Source organism: Streptococcus sp. 27098_8_76, from assembly GCF_041432315.1.
Taxonomy (GTDB): Bacteria; Bacillota; Bacilli; order Lactobacillales; family Streptococcaceae; genus Streptococcus.
Genome location: NZ_JAPVZI010000005.1, coordinates 149,391 through 174,413 on the forward strand (window position 1 = coordinate 149,391; position 25,023 = coordinate 174,413).

General features: G+C 40.3%; 18 protein-coding genes and 1 pseudogene. 17 read left to right on the forward strand and 2 right to left on the reverse strand.

Annotated elements, in window-relative coordinates; translation table 11 throughout:
• Positions 1–147 precede the first annotated feature (147 nt).
• The 3 genes from rpoB (at position 148) to ndk (ending at position 7,991) form a co-directional block, all read left to right on the forward strand.
• Positions 148–3,753, forward strand: coding sequence for a DNA-directed RNA polymerase subunit beta (rpoB, locus tag O3636_RS05095; protein WP_140832979.1), 3,606 nt, complete (start codon positions 148–150; stop codon positions 3,751–3,753).
• 38 nt (positions 3,754–3,791) lie between these two features.
• The gene (gene rpoC, locus O3636_RS05100; RefSeq protein WP_173253220.1) at positions 3,792–7,469 is read left to right on the forward strand and encodes a DNA-directed RNA polymerase subunit beta'; all 3,678 of its coding nucleotides are present in this window, start codon (positions 3,792–3,794) and stop codon (positions 7,467–7,469) included.
• Between the two features lie 108 nt (positions 7,470–7,577).
• A complete protein-coding gene (ndk, locus tag O3636_RS05105) occupies positions 7,578–7,991 on the forward strand; it encodes a nucleoside-diphosphate kinase (protein WP_371642039.1) in 414 nt (137 codons plus the stop codon).
• 365 nt (positions 7,992–8,356) lie between these two features.
• Here the strand turns inward: ndk and cbpJ are convergent, their stop codons facing one another.
• Both cbpJ and O3636_RS05115 read right to left on the reverse strand, forming a co-directional pair.
• On the reverse strand, positions 8,357–9,340 hold the full coding sequence (gene cbpJ, locus O3636_RS05110) for a choline-binding protein CbpJ (protein WP_261075433.1): 984 nt from the start codon (positions 9,338–9,340) through the stop codon (positions 8,357–8,359).
• The gene (locus tag O3636_RS05115) at positions 9,337–9,510 is read right to left on the reverse strand and encodes a PhrA family quorum-sensing system peptide (protein ID WP_023945399.1); all 174 of its coding nucleotides are present in this window, start codon (positions 9,508–9,510) and stop codon (positions 9,337–9,339) included. Before O3636_RS05115 ends, cbpJ begins: the two co-directional genes overlap by 4 nt.
• A gap of 189 nt (positions 9,511–9,699) precedes the next feature.
• On the opposite strand from O3636_RS05115, the gene O3636_RS05120 reads away from it, so the two are divergent.
• From O3636_RS05120 to O3636_RS05185, 14 genes and pseudogenes are all read left to right on the forward strand, one after another.
• Positions 9,700–10,563 carry a helix-turn-helix transcriptional regulator gene (locus O3636_RS05120; RefSeq protein WP_261085593.1) on the forward strand — a complete coding sequence of 288 codons (864 nt, stop codon included), beginning with the start codon at positions 9,700–9,702 and terminating at the stop codon, positions 10,561–10,563.
• 305 nt (positions 10,564–10,868) lie between these two features.
• Entirely contained in the window at positions 10,869–11,489 is a 621-nt protein-coding gene (locus tag O3636_RS05125) for a hypothetical protein (RefSeq protein WP_261075435.1), read from the forward strand.
• A gap of 84 nt (positions 11,490–11,573) precedes the next feature.
• Positions 11,574–12,017, forward strand: coding sequence for a tRNA (adenosine(37)-N6)-threonylcarbamoyltransferase complex ATPase subunit type 1 TsaE (gene tsaE / locus O3636_RS05130; protein WP_000288238.1), 444 nt, complete (start codon positions 11,574–11,576; stop codon positions 12,015–12,017).
• Positions 12,007–12,525, forward strand: coding sequence for an N-acetyltransferase family protein (locus O3636_RS05135; protein WP_371642042.1), 519 nt, complete (start codon positions 12,007–12,009; stop codon positions 12,523–12,525). Before tsaE ends, O3636_RS05135 begins: the two co-directional genes overlap by 11 nt.
• Positions 12,526–12,532: 7 nt before the next feature.
• Positions 12,533–13,549: an LCP family protein gene (locus O3636_RS05140; RefSeq protein WP_371642044.1), complete on the forward strand. Its 1,017-nt coding sequence runs from the start codon at positions 12,533–12,535 to the stop codon at positions 13,547–13,549.
• Positions 13,550–13,635: 86 nt separating this feature from the next.
• The gene (locus O3636_RS05145) at positions 13,636–14,892 is read left to right on the forward strand and encodes a competence/damage-inducible protein A (protein ID WP_371642046.1); all 1,257 of its coding nucleotides are present in this window, start codon (positions 13,636–13,638) and stop codon (positions 14,890–14,892) included.
• Between the two features lie 54 nt (positions 14,893–14,946).
• Complete coding sequence (gene recA / locus O3636_RS05150) at positions 14,947–16,113, forward strand: recombinase RecA (RefSeq protein WP_261085586.1); 1,167 nt, start codon at positions 14,947–14,949, stop codon at positions 16,111–16,113.
• Between the two features lie 114 nt (positions 16,114–16,227).
• Positions 16,228–17,598: an MATE family efflux transporter gene (locus tag O3636_RS05155; RefSeq protein WP_261085584.1), complete on the forward strand. Its 1,371-nt coding sequence runs from the start codon at positions 16,228–16,230 to the stop codon at positions 17,596–17,598.
• A 380-nt stretch (positions 17,599–17,978) separates the two neighbouring features.
• On the forward strand, positions 17,979–18,929 hold the full coding sequence (locus O3636_RS05160) for an N-acetylmuramoyl-L-alanine amidase (protein WP_371642048.1): 951 nt from the start codon (positions 17,979–17,981) through the stop codon (positions 18,927–18,929).
• A gap of 370 nt (positions 18,930–19,299) precedes the next feature.
• The gene (locus O3636_RS05165; protein WP_001056000.1) at positions 19,300–19,644 is read left to right on the forward strand and encodes a helix-turn-helix domain-containing protein; all 345 of its coding nucleotides are present in this window, start codon (positions 19,300–19,302) and stop codon (positions 19,642–19,644) included.
• A gap of 12 nt (positions 19,645–19,656) precedes the next feature.
• The gene (locus O3636_RS05170) at positions 19,657–20,403 is read left to right on the forward strand and encodes an ImmA/IrrE family metallo-endopeptidase (protein ID WP_345890305.1); all 747 of its coding nucleotides are present in this window, start codon (positions 19,657–19,659) and stop codon (positions 20,401–20,403) included.
• Positions 20,396–20,818, forward strand: a pseudogene (locus O3636_RS05175) (hypothetical protein); the annotation flags it as partial. The gene O3636_RS05170 and the pseudogene O3636_RS05175, both read left to right, overlap by 8 nt.
• Positions 20,819–21,582: 764 nt before the next feature.
• The gene (locus O3636_RS05180; protein WP_220041593.1) at positions 21,583–22,086 is read left to right on the forward strand and encodes a PBECR4 domain-containing protein; all 504 of its coding nucleotides are present in this window, start codon (positions 21,583–21,585) and stop codon (positions 22,084–22,086) included.
• Between the two features lie 764 nt (positions 22,087–22,850).
• Positions 22,851–25,023, forward strand: a 2,173-nt coding sequence (locus tag O3636_RS05185; RefSeq protein WP_371642050.1) for a YSIRK-type signal peptide-containing protein, incomplete at its 3' end; no start/stop codon positions are given.

A 25,023-nucleotide genomic window follows, 5' to 3' on the forward strand; every position in this document is an offset into this window, starting at 1 on the left:
TTTTTCAGGATTTTGAGTACTTGTAACAAAGACTTAAAGATTCTGAAAATTTGTCAAGAGGACACGGTGATAGGGGTTTTACAACCATATGACGATTAGAAAGCCTGATTGACAAGGCTTGGAACTTATTTACAAAGGAGAATCATCTTGGCAGGACATGACGTTCAATACGGGAAACATCGTACCCGTCGTAGTTTTTCAAGAATCAAAGAAGTTCTTGACTTACCAAATTTGATTGAAATTCAAACTGACTCATTCAAAGCTTTCCTAGACCACGGTCTTAAGGAAGTGTTTGAAGATGTATTGCCAATTTCAAACTTCACAGACACAATGGAGTTGGAATTTGTTGGATATGAAATCAAAGAACCAAAATACACGCTAGAAGAAGCTCGTATCCACGATGCTAGCTACTCAGCGCCAATTTTTGTAACCTTCCGCTTGATCAATAAAGAAACAGGCGAAATCAAAACCCAAGAAGTTTTCTTTGGTGATTTCCCAATCATGACTGAAATGGGTACTTTCATCATCAATGGTGGTGAACGTATCATCGTGTCTCAGTTGGTCCGTTCACCAGGTGTTTACTTTAACGATAAAGTTGATAAAAACGGTAAAGTGGGCTACGGTTCAACGGTTATCCCTAACCGTGGAGCTTGGTTGGAACTTGAAAGTGACTCAAAAGATATCGCCTACACTCGTATCGACCGTACTCGTAAGATTCCATTTACGACATTGGTTCGTGCGCTTGGTTTCTCAGGTGATGATGAAATTTTTGATATCTTTGGTGATAGCGAATTGGTTCGCAACACTGTTGAAAAAGATATCCACAAGAACCCAATGGACTCTCGTACCGACGAAGCTTTGAAAGAAATTTACGAACGTCTTCGTCCAGGTGAGCCTAAGACTGCTGAAAGCTCACGTAGCTTGCTTGTAGCTCGTTTCTTTGACCCACGTCGTTATGACTTGGCAGCTGTCGGTCGTTACAAAATCAATAAAAAACTCAATGTTAAAACACGTTTGCTTAACCAAACTATTGCTGAGCCATTGGTAGACCCTGAAACAGGCGAAATCTTGGTAGAAGCTGGAACAATCATGACTCGTAGCGTGATTGAAAGCATTGAAAGCCATTTGGATGGCGACTTGAACAAGATTGTCTACATTCCAAATGATGCAGCGGTTGTGACTGAGCCTGTTGTTCTTCAAAAATTCAAGGTTGTTGCACCAACTGATCCAGACCGTGTTGTAACCATCATTGGTAATGCCAATCCAGATGACAAGGTTCGTATCGTAACTCCTGCAGATATCCTTGCTGAGATGAGCTACTTCCTCAACTTGGCTGAAGGACTTGGCCGTGTAGATGATATCGACCACCTTGGGAACCGTCGTATCCGTGCGGTTGGGGAATTGCTTGCCAACCAAGTACGTCTTGGGCTTTCTCGTATGGAACGTAATGTCCGTGAACGTATGTCTGTTCAGGACAACGAAGTCTTGACACCACAACAAATTATCAATATCCGTCCTGTAACAGCTGCGGTTAAAGAATTCTTTGGTTCATCACAGTTGTCACAGTTCATGGACCAACACAACCCGCTTTCTGAGTTGTCTCACAAACGCCGTTTGTCAGCCTTAGGACCTGGTGGTTTGACACGTGACCGCGCTGGATATGAAGTCCGTGACGTGCACTACACTCACTATGGACGTATGTGTCCAATCGAGACACCTGAAGGACCTAACATCGGTTTGATCAATAACTTGTCATCTTACGGACACTTGAACAAATATGGTTTTGTTCAAACACCATACCGTAAAGTTGACCGTGAAACAGGCGTTGTTACGAACGAAATCGTTTGGTTGACAGCTGATGAAGAAGATGAATATACTGTAGCACAGGCTAATTCTCGTCTGAATGAAGATGGAACCTTTGCTGAGAAAGTTGTCATGGGACGTCACCAAGGGGTTAACCAAGAGTATCCAGCGAATGTTGTTGACTACATGGACGTATCACCAAAACAGGTAGTTGCCGTTGCGACAGCATGTATTCCTTTCTTGGAAAACGATGACTCCAACCGTGCCCTCATGGGAGCCAACATGCAACGTCAGGCTGTGCCATTGATCAATCCTCAAGCACCTTATGTTGGTACTGGTATGGAATACCAAGCAGCTCACGATTCTGGAGCGGCTGTGATTGCTCAGTATGATGGTAAAGTTACTTATGCAGATGCAGACAAGGTAGAAGTTCGTCGTGAAGATGGTTCATTGGATGTTTACCACATCCAAAAATTCCGTCGTTCAAACTCAGGTACTGCCTACAACCAACGTACGCTCGTAAAAGTTGGCGATGTTGTTGAAAAAGGTGATTTCATTGCTGACGGGCCTTCTATGGAAAATGGAGAAATGGCGCTTGGACAAAACCCAATCGTTGCCTACATGACTTGGGAAGGTTACAACTTCGAGGATGCTGTTATCATGAGCGAACGCTTGGTGAAAGACGATGTCTACACATCTGTTCACCTTGAAGAATACGAATCAGAAACACGCGATACAAAGCTTGGGCCTGAAGAAATCACTCGCGAAATTCCAAACGTTGGTGAAGATGCCCTTAAAGACCTTGACGAAATGGGTATTATCCGTATCGGTGCTGAGGTTAAAGAAGGTGATATCCTTGTAGGTAAAGTAACACCTAAGGGTGAGAAAGACCTTTCAGCTGAAGAACGTCTCTTGCACGCTATCTTCGGAGATAAATCTCGTGAAGTGCGTGATACTTCTCTTCGTGTACCACACGGTGCCGATGGTGTCGTTCGTGATGTTAAGATCTTTACACGTGCAAATGGAGATGAGTTGCAATCAGGTGTCAACATGCTGGTTCGCGTCTACATCGCTCAAAAACGTAAGATCAAGGTCGGAGATAAGATGGCCGGACGTCACGGAAATAAAGGGGTTGTCTCTCGTATCGTTCCTGTAGAAGACATGCCTTACCTTCCAGACGGAACTCCAGTCGACATCATGTTGAACCCACTTGGGGTGCCATCACGTATGAATATCGGTCAGGTTATGGAGCTCCACCTTGGTATGGCAGCCCGTACCCTTGGTATTCACATCGCAACACCAGTCTTTGACGGAGCAAGTTCTGAAGACCTTTGGTCAACTGTTAAAGAAGCTGGTATGGATAGCGATGCCAAAACGATCCTTTACGATGGACGTACTGGGGAACCGTTTGATAACCGTGTTTCTGTCGGAGTCATGTATATGATTAAACTCCACCACATGGTTGACGATAAATTGCACGCGCGTTCAGTCGGACCATACTCAACCGTTACTCAACAGCCACTTGGTGGTAAAGCTCAGTTTGGTGGACAACGTTTCGGTGAGATGGAGGTTTGGGCTCTTGAAGCCTACGGTGCATCAAATGTCCTTCAAGAAATCTTGACTTACAAGTCTGACGATATCAACGGACGTTTGAAAGCTTATGAAGCTATTACAAAAGGAAAACCAATTCCAAAACCAGGTGTTCCAGAATCCTTCCGAGTTCTTGTCAAAGAATTGCAATCTCTTGGTCTTGACATGCGTGTCCTAGACGAAGATGACCAAGAAGTGGAACTTCGCGACTTGGATGAAGGAATGGACGAAGATGTCATCCACGTAGATGACCTTGAAAAAGCCCGCGAAAAAGCAGCCCAAGAGGCTAAAGCAGCCTTTGAAGCTGAAGAAGCTGAAAAAGCAACAAAAGCGGAAGCAACAGAAGAAGCTGCTGAGTAAGAAAAAGCAGTTCACTTAGAATAGAAAGGGAAGAAATAGTGGTTGATGTAAATCGTTTTAAAAGTATGCAAATCACCCTAGCTTCTCCAAGCAAAGTCCGTTCATGGTCTTATGGAGAAGTCAAAAAACCTGAAACAATCAATTACCGTACCTTGAAACCAGAACGTGAAGGTCTCTTTGATGAAGTTATCTTTGGACCTACAAAAGACTGGGAATGTGCTTGTGGTAAGTACAAACGCATTCGTTACAGAGGGATTGTTTGTGACCGCTGTGGGGTTGAAGTAACGCGTACGAAAGTTCGTCGTGAGCGTATGGGACACATTGAGTTGAAAGCTCCTGTATCTCACATCTGGTACTTCAAGGGGATTCCAAGCCGTATGGGCTTGACCCTTGATATGAGCCCTCGTGCCCTCGAGGAAGTTATCTACTTTGCGGCTTATGTGGTGATTGATCCTAAGGATACACCACTTGAGCACAAGTCTATCATGACAGAGCGCGAATACCGTGAGCGCTTGCGTGAGTATGGTTATGGATCATTCGTTGCCAAGATGGGTGCAGAAGCTATCCAAGACCTCTTGAAACAAGTAGATCTTGAAAAAGAAATTGCTGAACTCAAAGAAGAGTTGAAAACAGCTACTGGACAAAAGCGTGTCAAAGCCATTCGTCGTTTGGATGTTTTGGATGCCTTTTACAAGTCTGGAAATAAACCTGAATGGATGATTCTCAACATCCTTCCGGTTATTCCACCAGATCTTCGTCCAATGTTGCAGTTGGATGGTGGCCGTTTTGCCTCATCTGACTTGAACGACCTGTACCGTCGTGTTATCAACCGTAACAACCGTTTGGCTCGTTTGCTTGAGTTGAATGCACCAGGTATCATCGTTCAAAATGAGAAACGTATGCTTCAAGAAGCGGTTGACGCTTTGATTGACAATGGTCGTCGTGGTCGCCCAATCACAGGACCAGGTAGCCGTCCATTGAAATCATTGAGCCACATGCTTAAAGGTAAACAAGGACGCTTCCGTCAAAACTTGCTCGGTAAACGTGTTGACTTCTCAGGACGTTCCGTTATCGCCGTTGGTCCAACGCTTAAGATGTACCAATGTGGTGTGCCACGTGAAATGGCGATCGAGCTCTTTAAACCATTCGTGATGCGTGAAATCGTTGCACGTGATATTGTGCAAAACGTCAAAGCAGCAAAACGCTTGGTAGAACGCGGAGATGAGCGTATCTGGGATATCCTTGAAGAAGTGATCAAAGAACACCCAGTACTTTTGAACCGCGCACCGACCCTTCACCGTTTGGGGATCCAAGCCTTCGAGCCAGTCTTGATTGATGGTAAGGCACTTCGCTTGCACCCGCTTGTCTGTGAAGCCTACAATGCCGACTTTGACGGAGACCAAATGGCCATCCACGTACCGCTTTCAGAAGAAGCTCAAGCAGAAGCTCGTATCTTGATGCTAGCTGCTGAGCACATCTTGAACCCGAAAGATGGTAAACCAGTTGTTACTCCATCTCAGGACATGGTTTTGGGTAACTACTACTTGACTATGGAAGAAGCTGGTCGTGAAGGTGAAGGAATGGTCTTCAAAGACCGTGACGAAGCGGTTATGGCTTACCGTAATGGTTATGTTCACCTTCACTCACGTGTTGGTATCGCAACAGACAGCCTCAACAAGCCTTGGACAGAAGAGCAAAAACACAAGGTATTGCTTACAACAGTTGGTAAAATCCTCTTCAACGACATCATGCCAGAGGGTCTACCATACTTGCAAGAACCAAACAATGCCAACTTGACAGAAGGCGTTCCAGCTAAATACTTCTTGCCACTTGGTGGAGATATCAAGGAAGCTATCAGCAAACTGGAACTTAACCCTCCATTCAAGAAGAAAAATCTTGGAAATATCATCGCTGAAATCTTCAAACGTTTCCGTACGACAGAAACTTCTGCCCTACTTGACCGTATGAAGAACCTCGGTTACCACCACTCAACTCTTGCAGGATTGACAGTGGGTATTGCCGATATCCCAGTCGTTGATGACAAGGCTGAAATCATTGAAGAATCACACAAACGTGTAGAACAAATCACAAAACAATTCCGTCGTGGTATGATCACAGACGACGAGCGTTACAATGCTGTTACAGCTGAATGGCGTGCTGCCCGTGAAAAACTAGAGAAACGCTTGATTGCCAACCAAGATCCTAAGAACCCAATCGTTATGATGATGGACTCTGGAGCCCGTGGTAACATCTCAAACTTCTCACAGCTTGCCGGTATGCGTGGTCTGATGGCGGCTCCGAACGGACGTATCATGGAATTGCCAATCCTTTCAAACTTCCGCGAAGGTTTGTCAGTACTCGAAATGTTCTTCTCAACTCACGGTGCCCGTAAAGGTATGACCGATACGGCCCTTAAGACAGCCGACTCAGGTTACTTGACTCGTCGTTTGGTTGACGTTGCCCAAGACGTTATCATTCGTGAGGACGACTGTGGAACAGACCGTGGTCTCTTGATCCGCTCTATCGCAGAAGGAAAAGAGATGATTGAGTCTCTCGAAGAGCGTCTCAACGGTCGTTACACTAAGAAAACTGTTAAACATCCAGAAACTGGTGCAGTGATTATCGGTCCAAATGAGTTGATTACTGAAGACAAGGCGCGTGAGATTGTCAATGCTGGTGTGGAAGAAGTAACTATTCGCTCTGTATTTACATGTAACACTCGTCACGGTGTCTGCCGTCACTGTTATGGTATCAACTTGGCGACTGGTGATGCGGTTGAAGTTGGTGAAGCAGTTGGTACAATCGCTGCCCAATCTATCGGGGAACCTGGTACACAGCTTACAATGCGCACCTTCCACACGGGTGGGGTTGCCTCAAATACCGATATCACTCAGGGTCTTCCTCGTGTCCAAGAAATCTTTGAAGCCCGCAACCCTAAAGGGGAAGCGGTTATCACAGAGGTTAAAGGACAAGTTACTGCTATCGAAGAAGATGCTTCAACTCGTACTAAGAAAGTCTTTGTTAAGGGTGAAACTGGCGAAGGTGAATATGTCGTTCCATTTACAGCTCGTATGCGTGTAGAAGTTGGAGACCAAGTAGCGCGTGGTGCTGCTCTTACAGAAGGTTCTATCCAACCAAAACGTCTCCTTGCAGTTCGCGATGTCTTGTCAGTTGAAACTTACCTTCTCGGTGAAGTACAAAAAGTTTACCGTAGCCAAGGGGTAGAAATCGGTGACAAACACATCGAGGTAATGGTTCGTCAAATGATCCGTAAAGTCCGTGTCATGGATCCAGGTGACACAGACCTTCTCATGGGTACCCTTATGGATATCAATGACTTTACAGATGCCAACAAAGATGTCCTTATCGCAGGTGGAGTTCCAGCGACTGGTCGACCAGTCCTCATGGGAATTACCAAAGCCTCACTTGAAACAAATAGTTTCTTGTCAGCGGCTTCCTTCCAGGAAACAACTCGTGTCCTTACAGATGCAGCTATCCGTGGTAAGAAAGACCATCTCCTTGGACTTAAAGAAAATGTTATCATCGGTAAGATCATCCCAGCTGGTACTGGTATGGCCCGTTACCGTAACCTTGAACCACATGCTATCAACGAAGAAGAATACCTTAATCCTCCAGTAGAGGAAGAAGGAAACGAAGAAACAACAGAAGTAGTTGTGGATGCTGCCGTTGAAACTGTGGAAGAAACAGTAGAATAAAAAAGAATGAGAGAGCCTTCGGGTTCTCTTTCTATTTTCTGAAAACTTTCTCTATTTTTCCATGAAATGTGGTAAAATAAAAGAAAGAAGCTGACAAAGGAGACAGGGATGGAACAAACATTTTTTATCATTAAACCAGACGGTGTAAAAAGAGGACTAGTGGGTGAAGTGCTGAAACGTATCGAACAACGTGGATTTATAATTGAAAAATTGGAGTTGCGTTCACAGCTTTCAGAAGAGTTAATTGACCAGCACTATCAGGACTTGGTTGGCCAAAGTTTTTACCCACCGATTCGTGAATTCATGACTTCAGGACCAGTTCTTGTGGGCATCATTTCTGGTCCTAAAGTAATTGAAACTTGGCGGACCATGATGGGTGCGACTCGTCCAGAAGAAGCTTTACCAGGGACTATTCGAGGTGATTTTGCAAAAGCTGCTAGTGAAAACCAAGCTATTCAAAATGTTGTACATGGTTCAGATTCAGAAGAGTCAGCTAAGCGAGAAATTGCTCTTTGGTTTTAAGAGTTGATTGGCTCAATCAATCGGTTAAAAGCTCATTTGAATAGAAAGAATAGTTAATTAGTTTAAGACATGACGCATAATATCAAATTTTTTAGTTTTTGATATGGTGCGTTTTTTGATTAAGTGACTATTAGTTTGTCTCGCTCCGTTAGGTGCGAGACGGACTAATAGTCACTTAAAAAAGAAAGGACTAACTTCGTCCTTTCTCGTTCTTAGCTTTTCTTCAATCTACTACAGTAGATAAACATACTGAATAGCTACTGTCTTGACTCATTTAATTCTTAAAAATTGATAGAGTTGACAAATGGTAGAAAAAATCCCTTTTTACTAAGTTAAGTATCAACTACAGTTACGATTAGCATTCGTTACCGAACCCATTCGCCATTATAATTGACAGAATAGCCATCTACGGTCGTATTCACTGCCAAAGCACCTGAGCTATAAGCATAGTACCATTTGCCATTAACCTGGAACCAACCTGTCTTCATATCTCCATTACTTGCATTTAGGTAGTACCAAGTTGAACCATCTTGATACCAACCAGTTACCATAGCTCCTGAGGAACGGAGATAGTACCAACGGTTACCAACATATACCCAACCTGTCTTCATATCACCATTTTTATTATCTAAATAATACCAAGTTGAACCATCTTGATACCAACCAATTGCCATTGCACCTGATGAACGGAGGTAGTACCACTTATTGCCAATTTGCTTCCAACCAGTTTGCATGATACCAGTTTCTGAATCTAGATAGTACCAAGCTGAACCATCATTTATCCAACCTACACGTCTTTCACCACCAAGATTCTTATTCCCAGAATTTCCTGTTTTTGCTAGGTAATACCAGTTAGATTGATCATAAAGCCAACCTGTCTTTAAATAATGATCTTGATCAAAGTAGTAGTATGCTAATTTAAGAACTTCGGGACCTTCCCAGCCTTCACCATGTTTTTTCCCAACGGTTAAGGAATATTTTAGCTCTAATTCTTGCCAACCAACAAACTCTTGTAGCACTCCATTTTCGTCAAAGTAGTACCATTCTGGCATTGGGGAACCTTCTAATCTGATACCATTAGGGTAAGGACCAATTGTATATCCTTTAACTGGCATTGGAATGTACTGCCAACCAACAACCATTTCGCCATTATAATCAAAATAATAGGTCTTCCCATCAATCACTCGCCAGTCCGTTTCTTTGAGGTCCCCCTTTTTGTAATAGGTTCTACCGTTTTCTTGGACAAACTGCCATCCTTCAGAGTTATCTGCAAATACTGTATTCGTAGCTAGCAAACCAAAGAAAATTACTGTTAGTCCAGCTTGCATAGTTTTTTTCAAAAGTTTCATTTATATATACCTCCAATATTAAATCCACTCACCAGATGAAGCGAAATTATAAACTTTACCATTTGTCTATTCTTCTGAACAAACTGTTGATAGGGAATTGTATTACCAAATGCAAGAACACTTAGTAATACAAATATAACTATTTTTTTAATTCCACGATTTCTCCTCATCTTATATTATGAACCTCCTTTCTTTCTGCTTAATTCTAACATACATATGAAAATCAGTCAAGTTTTTATGTATATTTTGACTTTTTTGGGGGTTTATTACCATAAAGAATTATTTATTCCTTTAACTTGCTATTTTGAACTAAAAATTTTATAATGAAATTAAGCAAATAGGAAGGTTTATTATCTTTAATGAATACACTCGCAGAGAAATTCAGATTGAAAAGAAAAGAGTTAGGTCTCTCCCAACAAACTCTTGCAGAAGGAATTTGTGAACAAAGCCAGATTAGTAAAATTGAGAGAGGGCATTTCATTCCCTCCGCAGACCTTTTGTTCAAACTCTCGCAACGACTTGAAGTGCCATTAGATTATTTTTTTAATGAACAAATTGAAATTAAATCTAACCTCTCTAATTTCAAGCAATTATCTGCTCGCCTATTAGATGATAGAAATTATGAAAATTTGGAATATATTTATAGAATAGAGATTGAACGAAGTACTTTTCTAACACTAGAAGACCGAACTTACCTTGAATGGATTAAAGCTATTATTGACTTCTATCAATATGACAGTAAGTGTGAGGCAATTTCTTCATTGGAAAATATATTATTAAAAGTCTCCTCAAATACTCTGATTTATTTAAAGGCGTTGAATACTCTATCTAATTTCTATTCCTTAGTGGGTCGTGAACAAGAATATGAGGCAAACTACTCTCATTTGATGGAGTTATATCAGACAAAAAATTTTGAGCATCAAGAGTTTTTATTTGGCTACATCAGAGTTCGTTACAACTACGCTCACTACCTAGTATCAAAGGAAAAATATAATGAAGCCATCCAAGAAGCTCTTGAGACGATTGAACTCTGTAAACAAAGACAGACAAGCTACCAACTGGCTCCTCTACTTATTCTTGTAGGAAATGCTGGAGCCAAATTTCTAGACAAAGAACAAGTCAAAAATTATTATATAGAAGCAAGAGAGTTATGTAAGATTTATAACAATCCTTTAATGTTGATGAAGATAGAAAATTATTTGAAGGAATTAGATACTGTTTAGTTAATCTTGACATTATAGTTTTTCTGAAACGTTAAATAACCTGTAAGGCTGATAGTGAAATGAATACTATCAGCCTTATTTCAAATTTATATTCTTCCAAAATCTCTTCAAACCACGTCAGCTCTATCTGCAACCTCAAAACAGTGTTTTGAGCAACCTGCGGCTAGCTTCCTAGTTTGCTCTTTGATTTTCATTGAGTATTAGTCTCTCATGTTTGTTTGGCGTCTAAAAGAGACATTTGAGAAGATTGAAAACAGTTCTCTCTTTTCTCCTAGTATAATGATTGGTAGGAAAGGAGAGAAAAGATGAAATCAATGAGAATCTTATTTTTGTTAGCTTTAATTCAAATCAGTTTGAGTAGCTGTTTCCTATGGAAGGAATGCATCTTGTCCTTTAAACAAAGTACAGCTTTTTTCATCGGAAGTATGGTCTTTGTTTCAGGAATCTGTGCTGGAGTAAATTATCTTTATACCCGTAAGCAAGAAGTCCATAGTGTCCTAGCCAGTAAGAAGTCGGTGAAGCTTTTTTACAGTATCCTGCTCTTAATTAATTTGTTAGGCGCTGTTCTTGTCCTGTCAGATAACTTGTTCATCAAAAATACGCTGCAGCAAGAATTAGTTGACTTTTTATTGCCATCCTTTTTCTTTCTATTTGGGCTAGATTTGTTGATTTTTTTACCCTTGAAAAAATACATGCGTGATTTTCTTGCTATGCTAGACAGAAAAAAGACAGTGTTGGTGACTGTTTTAGTAACACTTCTTTTCTTAAGAAATCCAATGACCATTGTCTCACTTCTGATTTATATTGGACTGGGTTTGTTTTTTGCAGCCTATCTTGTCCCAAATTCGGTTAAGAAGGAAGTTTCCTTTTATGGTCATATTTTCCGAGATCTTGTATTGGTCATTGCTACGCTCATTTTCTTTTAGAGAAAGCTTGTTTTTATGGAGGTTATGATGGTAAGTTTAGCAGGAAAATAGACACAAAAGAAAAGTTTTTGGTATAATAAGAATATGTACACAAAAAATGAAGAAGAGCTGCAAGCCTTAGGGGAGCGTTTGGGTCATCTATTAGAAAAGAATGATGTTTTAATCTTAACTGGTGAACTGGGCGCAGGTAAAACGACCTTTACAAAAGGCCTTGCTAAGGGATTACAGATTTCCCAGATGATTAAGAGTCCAACCTACACTATCGTAAGAGAGTATGAAGGTCGTCTTCCACTTTACCACCTAGATGTTTATCGTATCGAGGGCGACGCTGATTCTATTGACTTGGATGAGTTTCTCTTTGGTGGAGGCGTGACTGTTATTGAGTGGGGGAATCTCTTAGGAGATGCCTTACCCGATACTTATTTAGAATTGGAAATTTTAAAAGAAGCAGATGGACGCCGTTTAAATTTCCAGGCAAAGGGGTTGCGTGCTGAGAAATTGTTAGAGGAGCTTCAACATGGAGTATGAATTGCTCATTAGAGAAGCAGAACCTGGTGATGCTGTTGAATTAGTGACCTTTTTAAATCGTGTAAGTTTGGAGACAGATTTTACCAGTCTGGACAGAGATGGTATTCTCTTGACCAGTGAGGAGATGGAAATATTCCTCAACAAGCAAGCTAGTTCGGACAATCAGATAACCTTACTTGCATTCTTAAATGATAAAATTGCTGGCCTTGTAAATATTACAGCTGACCAGCGCAAGAGAGTCCGTCATATTGGAGATCTCTTCATTGTGATTGGAAAAAGATATTGGAATAATGGATTGGGAAGTTTGTTGATAGAAGAAGCGATAGAGTGGGCGCAGGCTAGTGGCATTCTGCGTCGTCTCCAATTGACTGTCCAAACTCGTAATCAAGCAGCAGTCCATCTTTATCAAAAGCATGGCTTTGTAATTGAAGGTCGCCAAGAGCGTGGGGCATATATAGAAGAAGGGAAATTTATCGACGTTTACCTGATGGGTAAACTGATAGATTAGTAGAAATATGATTAAAAAAATTATTGGAATGGTGCTAGCTTTTCTAGCTGTGACAGTTTTGGGTGTGGGTGTCTTTGCTTATACCATTTATCAGCAAGGTACAGAGACTTTGGCAAAAACCTATAAAAAAATAGGAGAAGAAACCAAGGTTATTGAAGCAACAGAGCCTTTGACTATTCTGTTAATGGGGGTTGATACTGGGAACGTAGAGCGTACAGATCAATGGGCTGGAAATAGTGATTCCATGATTCTGTTGACTGTTAACCCTCACACAAAGAAAACGATGATGATGAGTTTGGAACGTGATATCCTGACTAAAATTCAACATAAAGATGGTAGTATTGAAGAAGCGAAGCTAAACGCTGCCTATGCTGGTGGTGGAGCAGAACTTGCTATAGAAACAATTCAAAACATGATGAATATCCATATCGATCGCTACATTATGGTTAATATGCAAGGATTGCAACAATTGGTCGATGCAGTGGGAGGGATTACGGTCAATAATACACTAGGTTTCCCGATTTCTATCAGTGATCAAGAAGAATTTAACACCATTTCTATCGGCGTTGGAGAACAGACAATAAATGGAGAAGAAGCGCTTGTTTATTCACGTATGCGTTATCAAGATCCAGAAGGGGACTACGGACGTCAGAAGCGTCAGCGTGAAGTCATTCAAAAAGTTGTTGAAAAAGTTCTTAGTTTAAATAGTGTCAGTCACTATCAGCCTATCTTAAAAGCGCTAAGTACTAATATGCAGACTAATATTGATTTATCTGCGAAAAGTATTCCAAGTTTGTTGGGCTACAAAGATTCATTTAAAACCATTGAAACACAACAGTTGAAGGGTGAAGGGGAGATGCTACAAGGCGTTTCTTATCAAATTGTTACGAGAAACCACATGTTGGAAATGCAGAATCTTTTGAGACGTTCTTTGGGACAAGAAGAAGTCACTCAGCTTGAAACAAATGTTGTCTTATTTGAAGATTTATTTGGACGAACACCTGTTGGTGACGAAGACAATTAACTTTCTTACTATAAATAAAAAAATCAATCGTGGGAAATTTCCTGCGATTTTTTCAAAAAAATACGAATAGATAGGTAGGAGGAAATATGAAAGCAGAAATCATTGCTGTTGGAACAGAGATTTTGACAGGACAGATTGTCAATACCAATGCCCAGTTTTTATCGGAAAAATTAGCAGAGATTGGGGTAGATGTATATTTTCAGACGGCTGTAGGAGACAACGAAGCCCGTCTCTTGTCTTTGCTTGAAATTGCCAGTCAACGTAGCAGTCTGGTGATTTTGACAGGTGGTTTAGGGCCAACTGAGGACGATTTGACCAAACAAACTCTGGCTAAATTTTTAGGGAAAGAATTAGTCTTTGATCCTCAGACTCAGGAGAAGTTAGATGTCTTTTTTGCCCAGCGACCAGACTATGCCCGAACACCGAATAACGAAAGACAAGCTCAACTTGTAGAAGGAGCGACTCCGCTGCCAAACGAAACAGGGCTGGCTGTGGGTGGAGTATTAGAAGTCGAAGGAGTGACCTATGTCGTCCTTCCTGGTCCGCCAAGTGAATTGAAACCCATGGTCTTAAATCAACTTTTGTCCAAGTTAATGACAGGAAGCAAGCTATATTCCCGAGTTCTTCGTTTCTTTGGAATTGGCGAAAGTCAGTTGGTGACCATTTTGGCTGATTTAATTGATAATCAAACAGATCCGACCTTAGCACCTTATGCCAAGACAGGAGAAGTCACTCTACGTCTGTCAACAAAGGCTAGCAGTCAAGAAGAGTCGAATCAAGCGCTGGATATCTTGGAAAATCAAATCTTGGACCGCCAGACTTTCGAAGGAATTTCTTTACGAGACCTCTGTTATGGTTATGGAGAGGAGGCTAGCTTGGCCAGCATTGTGGTAGAAGAACTGAAAAAACAAGGGAAAACTATCACGGCTGCAGAGAGTTTGACGGCGGGTCTTTTCCAAGCTAGGGTAGCGGATTTTTCGGGTGCTTCAAGTATATTTAATGGTGGTTTTGTAACCTATAGCTTGGAGGAAAAATCAAAGATGTTGGATATTCCTGCCAAGGATTTGGAAGACCATGGTGTGGTATCTGAATTTACAGCTCAGAAGATGGCTGATCAGGCACGAATCAAGACTCAATCTTATTTTGGCATTAGCTTGACTGGAGTGGCAGGACCAGATAGCCTAGAAGGACACCCAGCTGGGACAGTCTTTATAGGTTTGGCTCAAGAGCAAGGAACTGAGGTCATCAAGGTGAATATTGGAGGCAGAAGTCGAGCAGATGTACGTCATATTGCGGTTATGCATGCCTTTAACCTAGTTCGCAAGGCTTTATTAAGTAACTAACTTTTGATATAATAGTAGATAGGTCTGAGGACCATTAGAATGTAGGAGAATAGAATGGCGAAAAAACCAAAAAAATTAGATGAAATTTCAAAAAAATTCGGGGCAGAACGTGAAAAAGCCTTGAATGACGCTCTTAAATTGATTGAGAAAGACTTTGGTAAAGGATCAATCATGCGTTTGGGTGAACGTGCCGAGCAAAAGGTGCAAGTGATGAGCTCAGGTTCCTTGGCTCTTGACATTGCCCTTGGTTCAGGTGGTTATCCTAAGGGACGTATCATTGAAATTTATGGACCAGAGTCATCTGGTAAGACAACAGTTGCCCTTCATGCAGTTGCACAAGCGCAAAAGGAAGGTGGGATTGCAGCCTTTATCGATGCGGAACATGCCCTTGATCCAGCTTATGCTGCGGCCCTTGGGGTCAATATTGACGAATTGCTTTTGTCTCAACCAGACTCAGGAGAGCAAGGTCTTGAGATCGCAGGAAAATTGATTGACTCAGGTGCTGTGGACCTTGTCGTAGTTGACTCCGTTGCGGCTCTTGTACCTCGTGCGGAAATTGATGGAGATATCGGAGATAGCCACGTTGGTTTGCAGGCTCGTATGATGAGCCAGGCCATGCGTAAACTTGGTGCTTCTATCAATAAAACCAAAACAATTGCCATCTTTATCAACCAATTGCGTGAAAAAGTTGGGGTCATGTTTGGAAATCCAGAAACAACTCCTGGTGGACGTGCTCTAAAATTCTACGCTTCAGTCCGTTTGGATGTTCGTGGAAGTACGCAAATCAAGGGAACTGGTGACCAGAAAGACACCAATGTCGGTAAGGAAACTAAGATTAAGGTTGTGAAAAACAAGGTGGCTCCGCCATTTAAGGAAGCCTTCGTTGAAATCATGTACGGAGAAGGGATTTCTAAGACAGGTGAGCTTTTGAAGATTGCAAGCGATTTGGATATCATCAAAAAAGCAGGAGCTTGGTACTCTTACAAGGATGAGAAAATCGGGCAAGGTTCTGAAAATGCTAAGAAATACTTGGCAGAGCACCCAGAAATCTTTGATGAAATTGATAAGCAAGTCCGTTCTAAATTTGGCTTGATTGATGGAGAGGAAGCGTCAGAACAAGATACTGAAAACAAAAAAGATGAAGCAGCTCAAGTAGACTCTGTGAATGAAGAAGTAACTCTTGACCTAGGCGATGAGCTTGAAATCGAAATTGAAGAATAAGCTGTCAAAGTAGTGGAGAAATCCACTGCTTTTTCGATTCTTTGTTCAAGAATTCAGATTGCCTATAGTTTGCTGTTTCTTGTCGCTCCACTAGAAAGCTGATATAATAGCCTTATGAATAAAAAACGAACAGTGGACCTGATACATGGTCCTATTCTTCCCTCGCTTGTGAGTTTTGCCTTCCCAATCTTGCTATCCAATATTTTTCAGCAATTCTATAACACTGCTGATGTCTTGATTGTTGGGCGATTCCTAGGTCAAGAATCCTTGGCTGCGGTAGGGGCGACGACAGCGATTTTTGACCTGATTGTAGGTTTTACTCTTGGTGTTGGCAATGGCATGGGGATTGTCATTGCCCGTTATTACGGGGCTCGGAATTTCACTAAAATAAAGGAAGCAGTAGCAGCCACCTGGATTTTAGGTGCTCTGTTGAGTATTGTGGTTATGTTGCTGGGTTTTCTTGGTTTGTATCCTCTTTTACAGTACCTAGATACCCCTGCTGAAATCCTCCCTCAATCCTATCAATATATTTCTATGATTGTGACCTGTGTCGGTGTCAGCTTTGCCTATAATCTGTTTGCAGGTTTGTTGAGATCCATTGGTGATAGTCTGGCTGCGCTTGGTTTTCTGATTTTCTCTGCCTTGGTTAATGTGGTTCTGGATCTCTATTTTATTACGCAATTGCATCTTGGAGTTCAAGCCGCGGGACTTGCTACCATCATTTCGCAAGGTTTATCAGCGGTTCTCTGCTTTTACTATATTCGTAAGAGTGTTCCAGAACTTTTGCCTCAGCTTAAGCATTTCAAATGGGATAAGGCCTTGTACGCGGATCTCTTGGAGCAAGGTTTGGCTATGGGCTTGATGAGTTCGATTGTGTCCATCGGCAGTGTAATTTTACAGTCTTCTGTTAATACCTTTGGTGCAGTGATTATTAGTGCCCAGACGGCAGCTCGACGCATTATGGCTTTTGCCCTTCTTCCGATGACCGCTATTTCTGCTTCGATGACGACCTTTGCTTCTCAGAATTTAGGTGCTAAGCGCCCAGACCGCATTGTTCAAGGACTTCGAATCGGCAGTCGTTTAAGTATGTCCTGGGCAGTTTTTGTTTGTGTCTTCCTCTTTTTTGCCAGTCCAGCCTTGGTTTCCTTCTTGGCTAGTTCGACGGATAGTTACTTGGTAGAAAATGGAAGCCTCTACTTGCAAATCAGTTCAGCCTTTTATCCTATTTTGAGTCTTTTGCTGATTTATCGCAATTGCTTGCAGGGTTTGGGGCAAAAAATCCTTCCGCTGGTTTCCAGCTTTATAGAACTAATCGGGAAAATCGCTTTTGTGGTCCTGATTATCCCTTGGGCAGGCTATAAGGGAGTTATTCTTTGCGAACCCCTTATCTGGGTTGCCATGACCATTCAACTGTATTTCTCACTGTTTCGTCACCCCTTGATAAAAGAAGGCAAGACCATATTGGCAACAAAAGTGTCATCATAGCTCGATTTGCTGAATAAAATCTCTTTCCTCTAGTGAAAATCGAAAAAACTTGTGTTTAGTTTGGTGTTGAAAATAGAGTTTAACAGACTTTTGACTTTTTTATATGATATAATAAAGTATAGTATTTATGAACAGGATATATAGAGACTGTAAAAATGTACTTTTGAAAAGCTTTTTAGTCTGGGGTGTTATTGTAGATAGAATATAGACTTTGTCAATCCTATTCACAATATCGGAATAGTGCGCTTTGATCTGATTTAATCAGTTCTATCTATAAGCCCAATCGTGACTAAGCTTGTCTTCTTTGTGAGGTAGAAATAAAGGAGTTTCTAGTTCTGGATTGTAAAAAATGAGTTGTCTTAATTGATAAGGAGTAGAATATGGAAATTGATGTGAGTAAATTAAGAACAGATTTGCCTCAAGTCGGCGTGCAACCATATAGGCAAGTCCATGCCCATTCCACAGGCAACCGTAACTCAACGGTGCAAAATGAGGCTGACTACCATTACAGAAAAGATCCTGAATTGGGCTTCTTTTCTCACGTAGTCGGTAATGGTCGTATTATGCAGGTAGGACCTGTTGATAATGGTGCCTGGGATGTTGGTGGTGGTTGGAATGCAGAAGGTTATGCGCAAGTTGAACTGATTGAAAGCCATGAATCGAAAGAAGAGTTTCTGATTGACTATCGTCTCTATATCGAACTCTTGCGCAATCTAGCAGACGAGGCTGGGATACCTAAAACACTTGATACAGACGACTTGGCAGGTATCAAGACACACGAATATTGCACCAATAACCAACCCAATAATAACTCAGATCATGTTGACCCTTATCCTTATCTTGCCAAATGGGGTATTAGCCGTGAGCAATTCAAGCAGGATATTGAAAACGGCTTGACGATTGAAGCAGGATGGCAACAGAACGATACTGGTACCTGGTATGTACACTCAGATGGTTCTTATCCAAAAGATAAGTTTGAGAAAGTCAATGGTACCTGGTATTACTTTGACGGTTCAGGCTATATGCTTGCAGACCGCTGGAAGAAGCACATAGACGGCAACTGGTACTGGTTTGACCAGTCAGGCGAAATGGCTACAGGTTGGAAGAAAATCGCTGAGAAGTGGTACTATTTCGATGGAGAAGGTGCTATGAAAACAGGCTGGATCAAATACAAGGAGACTTGGTACTATCTTGATAGTCAAAATGGGGACATGGTTTCTAATGCCTTTGTCAAATCAAATGATGGCTGGTATTACCTTAAAGAAGATGGCACGATAGCAGACAGACCAGAATTTACAGTCGAGCCTGAAGGCTTGATAACAGTAAAATAATAATGGAATGTCTTTCAAATCAGAACAGCGCATATTATTAGGTCTTGAAAAAGCTTAATAGTATGCGTTTTCTTGTGGAGATATTTCCTTCAATTTTTGCTACTATATTAAATAAAAATCAAAAAGCAAACTAGAAAGTTATGCTCAAATAAAATCTAAATTTGACAATGTAAACCGAGTCGGATAGCTTTAAGTACTGTTTTGAGGTTGAAGATATGATTTTTGATAGGAACTCATCAAATAGGTTTACTATCATCACTTTTGGATTTTTAAGCAACATCAATAAATTGCTTCCTTGTTTTGTCATAATTTTTTTATTTAAAAAATTGACTTTATGACAAGAGTGTGCTATTCTTTTTATGAGAGGTGTATGAATATGATAAATGTATGTGATGTTGGAAAAAGAATAAAAGAACTTAGAATATCTTCAAATCTTACTCAAGATAAGATTGCTGAATATTTGTCTTTGAATCAAAGCATGATTGCCAAAATGGAAAAAGGTGAAAGGAATATCACGTCGGATGTTATTGAGAAACTATCTGCCCTGTTTTGCTGTACGGTTGAATATCTTTTGTTTGGCGAACAAGCTGAACAACAGTGTGTCATATCGTTTAGAAAAAATAAAATAGTAGACCAAGATCTTAAAGTTTTAGCGAAAATCAATAAAATTGTATTGAATCAATTTGAGATAGATCAGCTATTGGAGACAAAATAAATGATTGATAAAATGGATTTAAGTAATAAAGCTTCAAATCTTAGAAAAAAGTTGGGAGCTGATGGTGAAGCGCCGATAGATATTTTTAAATTGGTACAAAAGATAGAAAATTTGACGCTGGTATTTTATGGACTCGGAAAGAATATTAGCGGAGTCTGTTATAAAGGAACTCAGTCCAGTCTCATTGTAATCAATTCAGACATGTCATTAGGAAGACAAAGATTTTCTTTAGCACATGAACTGTATCATCTTTATTATGATGAGGTGAAGAATAGTTCAGTCAGTCTTATCTTGATTGGTGAAGGAGATGAAACTGAAAGAAAAGCGGATCAGTTTGCTTCTTATTTTTTAATTTCCCCATCTTCACTGTATAGGATGGTTGAGGAAATCAGAGAAAATGCCAATAGAACTCATCTTGAAGTAGAAGATATTATAAAATTAGGTCAGTTTTATGGTATCAGTCATAAAGCTATGTTATATAGATTGAGGAATGATGGATACCTTGACGCAGAAGAAATTAAAAATATGGATATTAGTGTTATAGAGACAGCTTCAAGATTAGGCTATGATACAAGTTTATATCGTCCTTTGTCAGAAAGTAAAAAGGAAATGGTATTAGGACACTATATTAAATCGACTGAACAACTTTTAGAAAATAACAGAATTTCGCAAGGGAAGTATGAGGAACTGCTACTAGATGCTTTCAGATATGATATTGTATATGGGCTAGATGAAGAGGGGGAGTTGTCGTTTGACTAGTCGTGTATTTATTGATACAGATTGTATTTCAGCATTTTTATGGGTTGGCACTGAATATCTTTTAGAAAAGCTCTATTCGGGTAAAATTGTTATTCCACAAGAGGTGTATGATGAAATCAATATACCTACAATCCCCCATTTAAAATCTAGGATAGACCAGTTGGTAGCTAAGGGTTCGGCTGAGATTGTGAGCATAGACATTGGAAGTGAAGAATACGAATTATATAGAAATTTAACAAGAAATCATGATAGTAACAAGGTTATTGGTAAGGGAGAAGCGGCTTCTATTTCCTTAGCGAAAAAGCATAATGGGATATTAGGAAGTAATAATCTAAGAGATGTTCAACCATATGTAGAAGAATTTTCTTTAGAACATATGACAACAGGAGATATACTGGTTGAAGCGTTTAAAGCGCAATTTATTACTGAACAAGAGGGCAATCATATCTGGAATAATATGCTTAAAAAGAGAAGGAAAATTGGGGCGGCTTCTTTTTCAGACTATCTTCGTGGAAGTGTTCATCAAAATAGACAAAAATAGATTTGGATAAATCGAACTCACTATTCAGGAGGCATATGAGCACTTCGAAGAAGAAAAGTGTCAAATTGAGCCTATAAGAGTAGAAATGACCTACATAGGGGATGAGAGAAAAGTTGTCCTTGAAGTTTCCCTGAACTATCAGTCGCATGTCAAACGATATGTAGGGTGATATGAGAGGGGATAGCGAGTAGTTTTTGGTTATTTTATCAAAAAACTTGTATTTTATCATACTGAATGATAAAATACAAGAAAAATAGTAGAATAAAGGAAAGCTTTTCTAAAATGTGTATCTCCCCACAGGATTCGTTCTTGTGGGATTTTTTTCGTTAAAGAAAGCGATAAATATTGACTTTTTTAAAGAAAGATGTCATAATTAAGTTGGAAAAAACGTAAAAGTATCACTTTTCTCGTTATCCCGACTCCCAAAACGTCGTTAAACCGCTCGGCAATCCATGGAGACATGGACACATAGTAGTAAGCACGCTATGTGGCTTGGCAGAGCTAAAAACTGTTCCCTTGCGATAAGCCTAATAAGCACAACATAGGGAGTTAGAGAAGCCGACTCTAATCATCCACTTTGGGCAGTAGTGAGAACTGCCCCGTGCTTTTTTTATTTTGAGAAAATATGGAGTTTGTCGTTGAAATTACTTGATTGTATTTTAGATTATCAAGAGAAATTCGATGGAAAAACATGTCAAGTATCAACGAATTATAAGCATTTAGAGACTTTCGAAGTAGATTTTTGCTTGACTGATTTACATCACTTATTTGGCTTGCACAAAATCACACGAGATTATGCTAGTCAAACAATACCTGCTATTCAAGCTGGTGTTTTTATTTTGGAAGAATATAAAAATAATCCCATGTACAACGATGTTATAGAAAGGATATCTTTGTATAGTTTTATCGGTGATATCTTCTATTCTAAGATAACAAGTTGTTGTATCCTAGCCAAAGATTTATCTAAAAACACTATGAAGTTGGGCGTCATATTTTTTGAAGATAGAAACAAAAGATCCGCAATTTTAGGTTTACGAAGAGATAAAAGTGGAGTGTTTAAACCGGTTACTCTACATTTTACAAGCGCTAAGAAATATGCTAAAGTTCGTAAAACAGATGTGAAAGAAATTAAATGGTTATAAAAAACTTTCTGCAAGCTCAGGTTTGCGGTTTTTTGTTTGTCTTGAATTGACTTGTTGGTTTCAACAAATAGCTTTATAAAGCGCTTGGTTGCCGACTTTGTTGACGTCAACAAATTAGAGTTTGTATTTCTATTTTGCAAAAACACGCATTTTGAACGATTAGAAACCCAAATTACAATCCTATTGTTAAAAAAAGCGCTTTTTTGAATAATAGGGAGGGTGGATGCAAGGCATTATTGTCAAAAAGGCTATTTTGGCAAAATAAAAACAGTGACCGAAATCACTGTTTATTAGTTGTAGCAAATTCATAAAGTTTTTTCGCTGTGAGAAGTGTCATTTTGTCCATGCTGGTTTTTCCTTTGCTGAGGATAGGGTGTAACACTCAACTGGTTGACCTAGTTGATAGAGAGAAGATTACTATAAAATACTCAGGCTTCTATCATATCTTTTGAAATGTCTGTGTAATCAAAATGTAACAATAACGTAATATTGGCATAGAAAGCGCTGTGCATAGATAAATATATTACAACTGATATCTATTCATTAAGAAAACAGGCTGTATCAAAGGTTTTATATGAGCATACATATATATATATATATATATATGAAATACCGTTTTCTTCTTGCATTTCCTGACTCTATCCTGTCAGCGAGTGGGTTGATTTGTGTGTCAGAAGTGTTACTATATAATTGATATATTATCGTCTGTCAGTATGTAAGGTGTTTTTTAAACTCGAGAAAGCTTTCAGACTAGGAAAGGATTTATGCTTATGTTTAAAAAAAGCAATAAGGATAACGGAGAGAAAATTTTCCGTTATTCTATTCGTAAATACCATTTTGGTGCTGCTAGTGTTGCGGTTGCGGCATTGATGTTTTTCGCAAATGGGGTGCAAGCGCAGGCGCCTGCAATATCTTCGGCAACAGCCAGTGATGTAGTTGCTGGACCTTCTGGAAATTCAGATGGGAATCCGCAGGAGTCGGATGAAGGGGAGCGGAAGGAGACTGTGCTCGAACAGCCAGCTGAAGGTAAGCCTGCGGGTGAGCTGAAAGCGCAAGGTACTAAAGCTGAGGAAGCAAATCAAGAGCAAGAGCTAGATAGATCTAAACCTGCTCCTGTCGGTCAAGAAGGTCCTCAAGTAGGAGAAATAAAAGAGCGAGAAGAATCAACTCTTACTGCTGCTAAGACAGCAGCCAAATCGACCCAAGGCACCCTCGAAGCTTTGTTGGCAAATCTAACCCTAGATTCCATGAAAGCTCTCCACGCTGAAGTCGAAGAAGGTCTCGCAAAGGCTAAGGCAGTCTTAGAGAATCCAAATGCAACGCAAGTGCAGGTTAATGAGCAAGTAAGACTCATGGAAGACCTAATTCGTCGTGTCAACCAAGCCTTGAATCCGTTGTTACCAAGCTCTACAGTCTCAGAAGAAGCAAGTCTGACAAATCATGGGCTTACTGCTCCAGAGGGGGCTGTGACCGAGCAAGCAACTAGCGGAAAGCGTCGTAAAAGAGGCAATCTGAGTCAAGCTACACCAGCTGTAGACCAGACTAGCCCAGAAACTGTAGGCAACTCAGAAAAAACTGAAACTAGTGAAAATCCTAGTCGACAAGAACTCCCAACCTATAGCAATCAAGGTGACGGAGCCTATAAACTAAAAGATGAGTTGGAATTTATTTATAAACGACTTCAAAAAGAGGGAGCTGAAGAAAGTAAAATCCAAGCAGCAAAAGCAGCTGCTGATAAGTTTAATGAAGCCTTCTCTAAGGGAGAGACTATCAACCAAGAAGATTTTGATGCTGCTCTGGTAGATCTTAAAAAATCTCGAGACCTTATCGAAGGAGTGCTGGAAAGCAAATACGGGGAAGATGCTACAACTAGAAGGGTAACTATCGAACCACGTGATGGTGGCTACTCTGCCTTTCGTAATGCTAACTATAGTGGAAGGTCTGCAAGGGCGGCAAGAGCTGGTGAAAACTACTCTGAAGAATTTAAAACAGCTAGAGAAAGCTACTTTGAAAGGTCAGGTAACGAGGGAAATTCTCCTTATGATAAGTATACCTATGTATTCTTCTCAGACAGACGTTATAGGGATAATTCTACGGCATATGTATCAGAGGCTAAAAAGTATATTAAAGCTACAGTAACACCAACAAATGATGGCTTTCATTGGGTATTTGAGATTAATAGCGGTCATAGGAGGATGCCTGGGAATACTCAGGTCTGGTTTACTATACCTTCGGGTCAAAGCTTCAAAATCAATTCAGATGGCTTGACTATAACAGAAAAAAGTGGAGGAAGTACATCTACGTCTCCAAATAGTAGTAGTATTTTAAATCTATTAAAGCAATCCCGTTCAGGATTTGGTAGGGTTACTAAAGGAACCCCTCAGTCTAGTGGTGTTAATAATAGGTTCACAATTAATCCAATGCCGGCTGGAAGTCTAAACGATTTGGCAAGGAAAGGTCCTAGAGGGACTTTCAACCCTTATGAAAGACAAGCTGAAAGTCCGGAAAATCAACAAATTTCAGATGCAAAGTTCAATCAAATTGACTCGAGTTCGGGAGAGTTGTATTATTTTGAATTGGCGAATAATGATAAAAAATTTACGTTTTCATTTGACACTATTGGGAATAGTAAGATTGAAAAATTAGACTATGCTGTAGGTTTGAGAGGGAAAGAAGGAGCCGAAATATTTCTGGTAAACCAATGGCATAGTAGAACATATGTTGAGGCAAAAGGTGATGCTAAGAATGAAATAGAGAAAGCTAAACAACGTAAAAATAATAGTCTTAATCAGAATAGAAACCTTTCGTCTGTGGAGCGAAATAATGCCACTAGAACAGTTAATAACTATGCAAACCAAGCTACAAGCGAGATTGAAAATGCCGACAGCTTTACTAAGGTGGATGAAGCCTTGCGCCGGGGGGTGACGAATATCAACG

What these genes read in the sequence shown, in the direction of transcription:
- ndk (WP_371642039.1), top strand. Translation starts at nt 7,578, where the DNA reads ATGGAACAAACATTTTTTATCATTAAACCAGACGGTGTAAAAAGAGGA.
- cbpJ (WP_261075433.1), bottom strand. Translation starts at nt 9,340, where the DNA reads ATGAAACTTTTGAAAAAAACTATGCAAGCTGGACTAACAGTAATTTTC.
- O3636_RS05115 (WP_023945399.1), bottom strand. Translation starts at nt 9,510, where the DNA reads ATGAGGAGAAATCGTGGAATTAAAAAAATAGTTATATTTGTATTACTA.
- O3636_RS05120 (WP_261085593.1), top strand. Translation starts at nt 9,700, where the DNA reads ATGAATACACTCGCAGAGAAATTCAGATTGAAAAGAAAAGAGTTAGGT.
- O3636_RS05125 (WP_261075435.1), top strand. Translation starts at nt 10,869, where the DNA reads ATGAAATCAATGAGAATCTTATTTTTGTTAGCTTTAATTCAAATCAGT.
- tsaE (WP_000288238.1), top strand. Translation starts at nt 11,574, where the DNA reads ATGTACACAAAAAATGAAGAAGAGCTGCAAGCCTTAGGGGAGCGTTTG.
- O3636_RS05135 (WP_371642042.1), top strand. Translation starts at nt 12,007, where the DNA reads ATGGAGTATGAATTGCTCATTAGAGAAGCAGAACCTGGTGATGCTGTT.
- O3636_RS05140 (WP_371642044.1), top strand. Translation starts at nt 12,533, where the DNA reads ATGATTAAAAAAATTATTGGAATGGTGCTAGCTTTTCTAGCTGTGACA.
- O3636_RS05145 (WP_371642046.1), top strand. Translation starts at nt 13,636, where the DNA reads ATGAAAGCAGAAATCATTGCTGTTGGAACAGAGATTTTGACAGGACAG.
- recA (WP_261085586.1), top strand. Translation starts at nt 14,947, where the DNA reads ATGGCGAAAAAACCAAAAAAATTAGATGAAATTTCAAAAAAATTCGGG.
- O3636_RS05155 (WP_261085584.1), top strand. Translation starts at nt 16,228, where the DNA reads ATGAATAAAAAACGAACAGTGGACCTGATACATGGTCCTATTCTTCCC.
- O3636_RS05160 (WP_371642048.1), top strand. Translation starts at nt 17,979, where the DNA reads ATGGAAATTGATGTGAGTAAATTAAGAACAGATTTGCCTCAAGTCGGC.
- O3636_RS05165 (WP_001056000.1), top strand. Translation starts at nt 19,300, where the DNA reads ATGAATATGATAAATGTATGTGATGTTGGAAAAAGAATAAAAGAACTT.
- O3636_RS05170 (WP_345890305.1), top strand. Translation starts at nt 19,657, where the DNA reads ATGGATTTAAGTAATAAAGCTTCAAATCTTAGAAAAAAGTTGGGAGCT.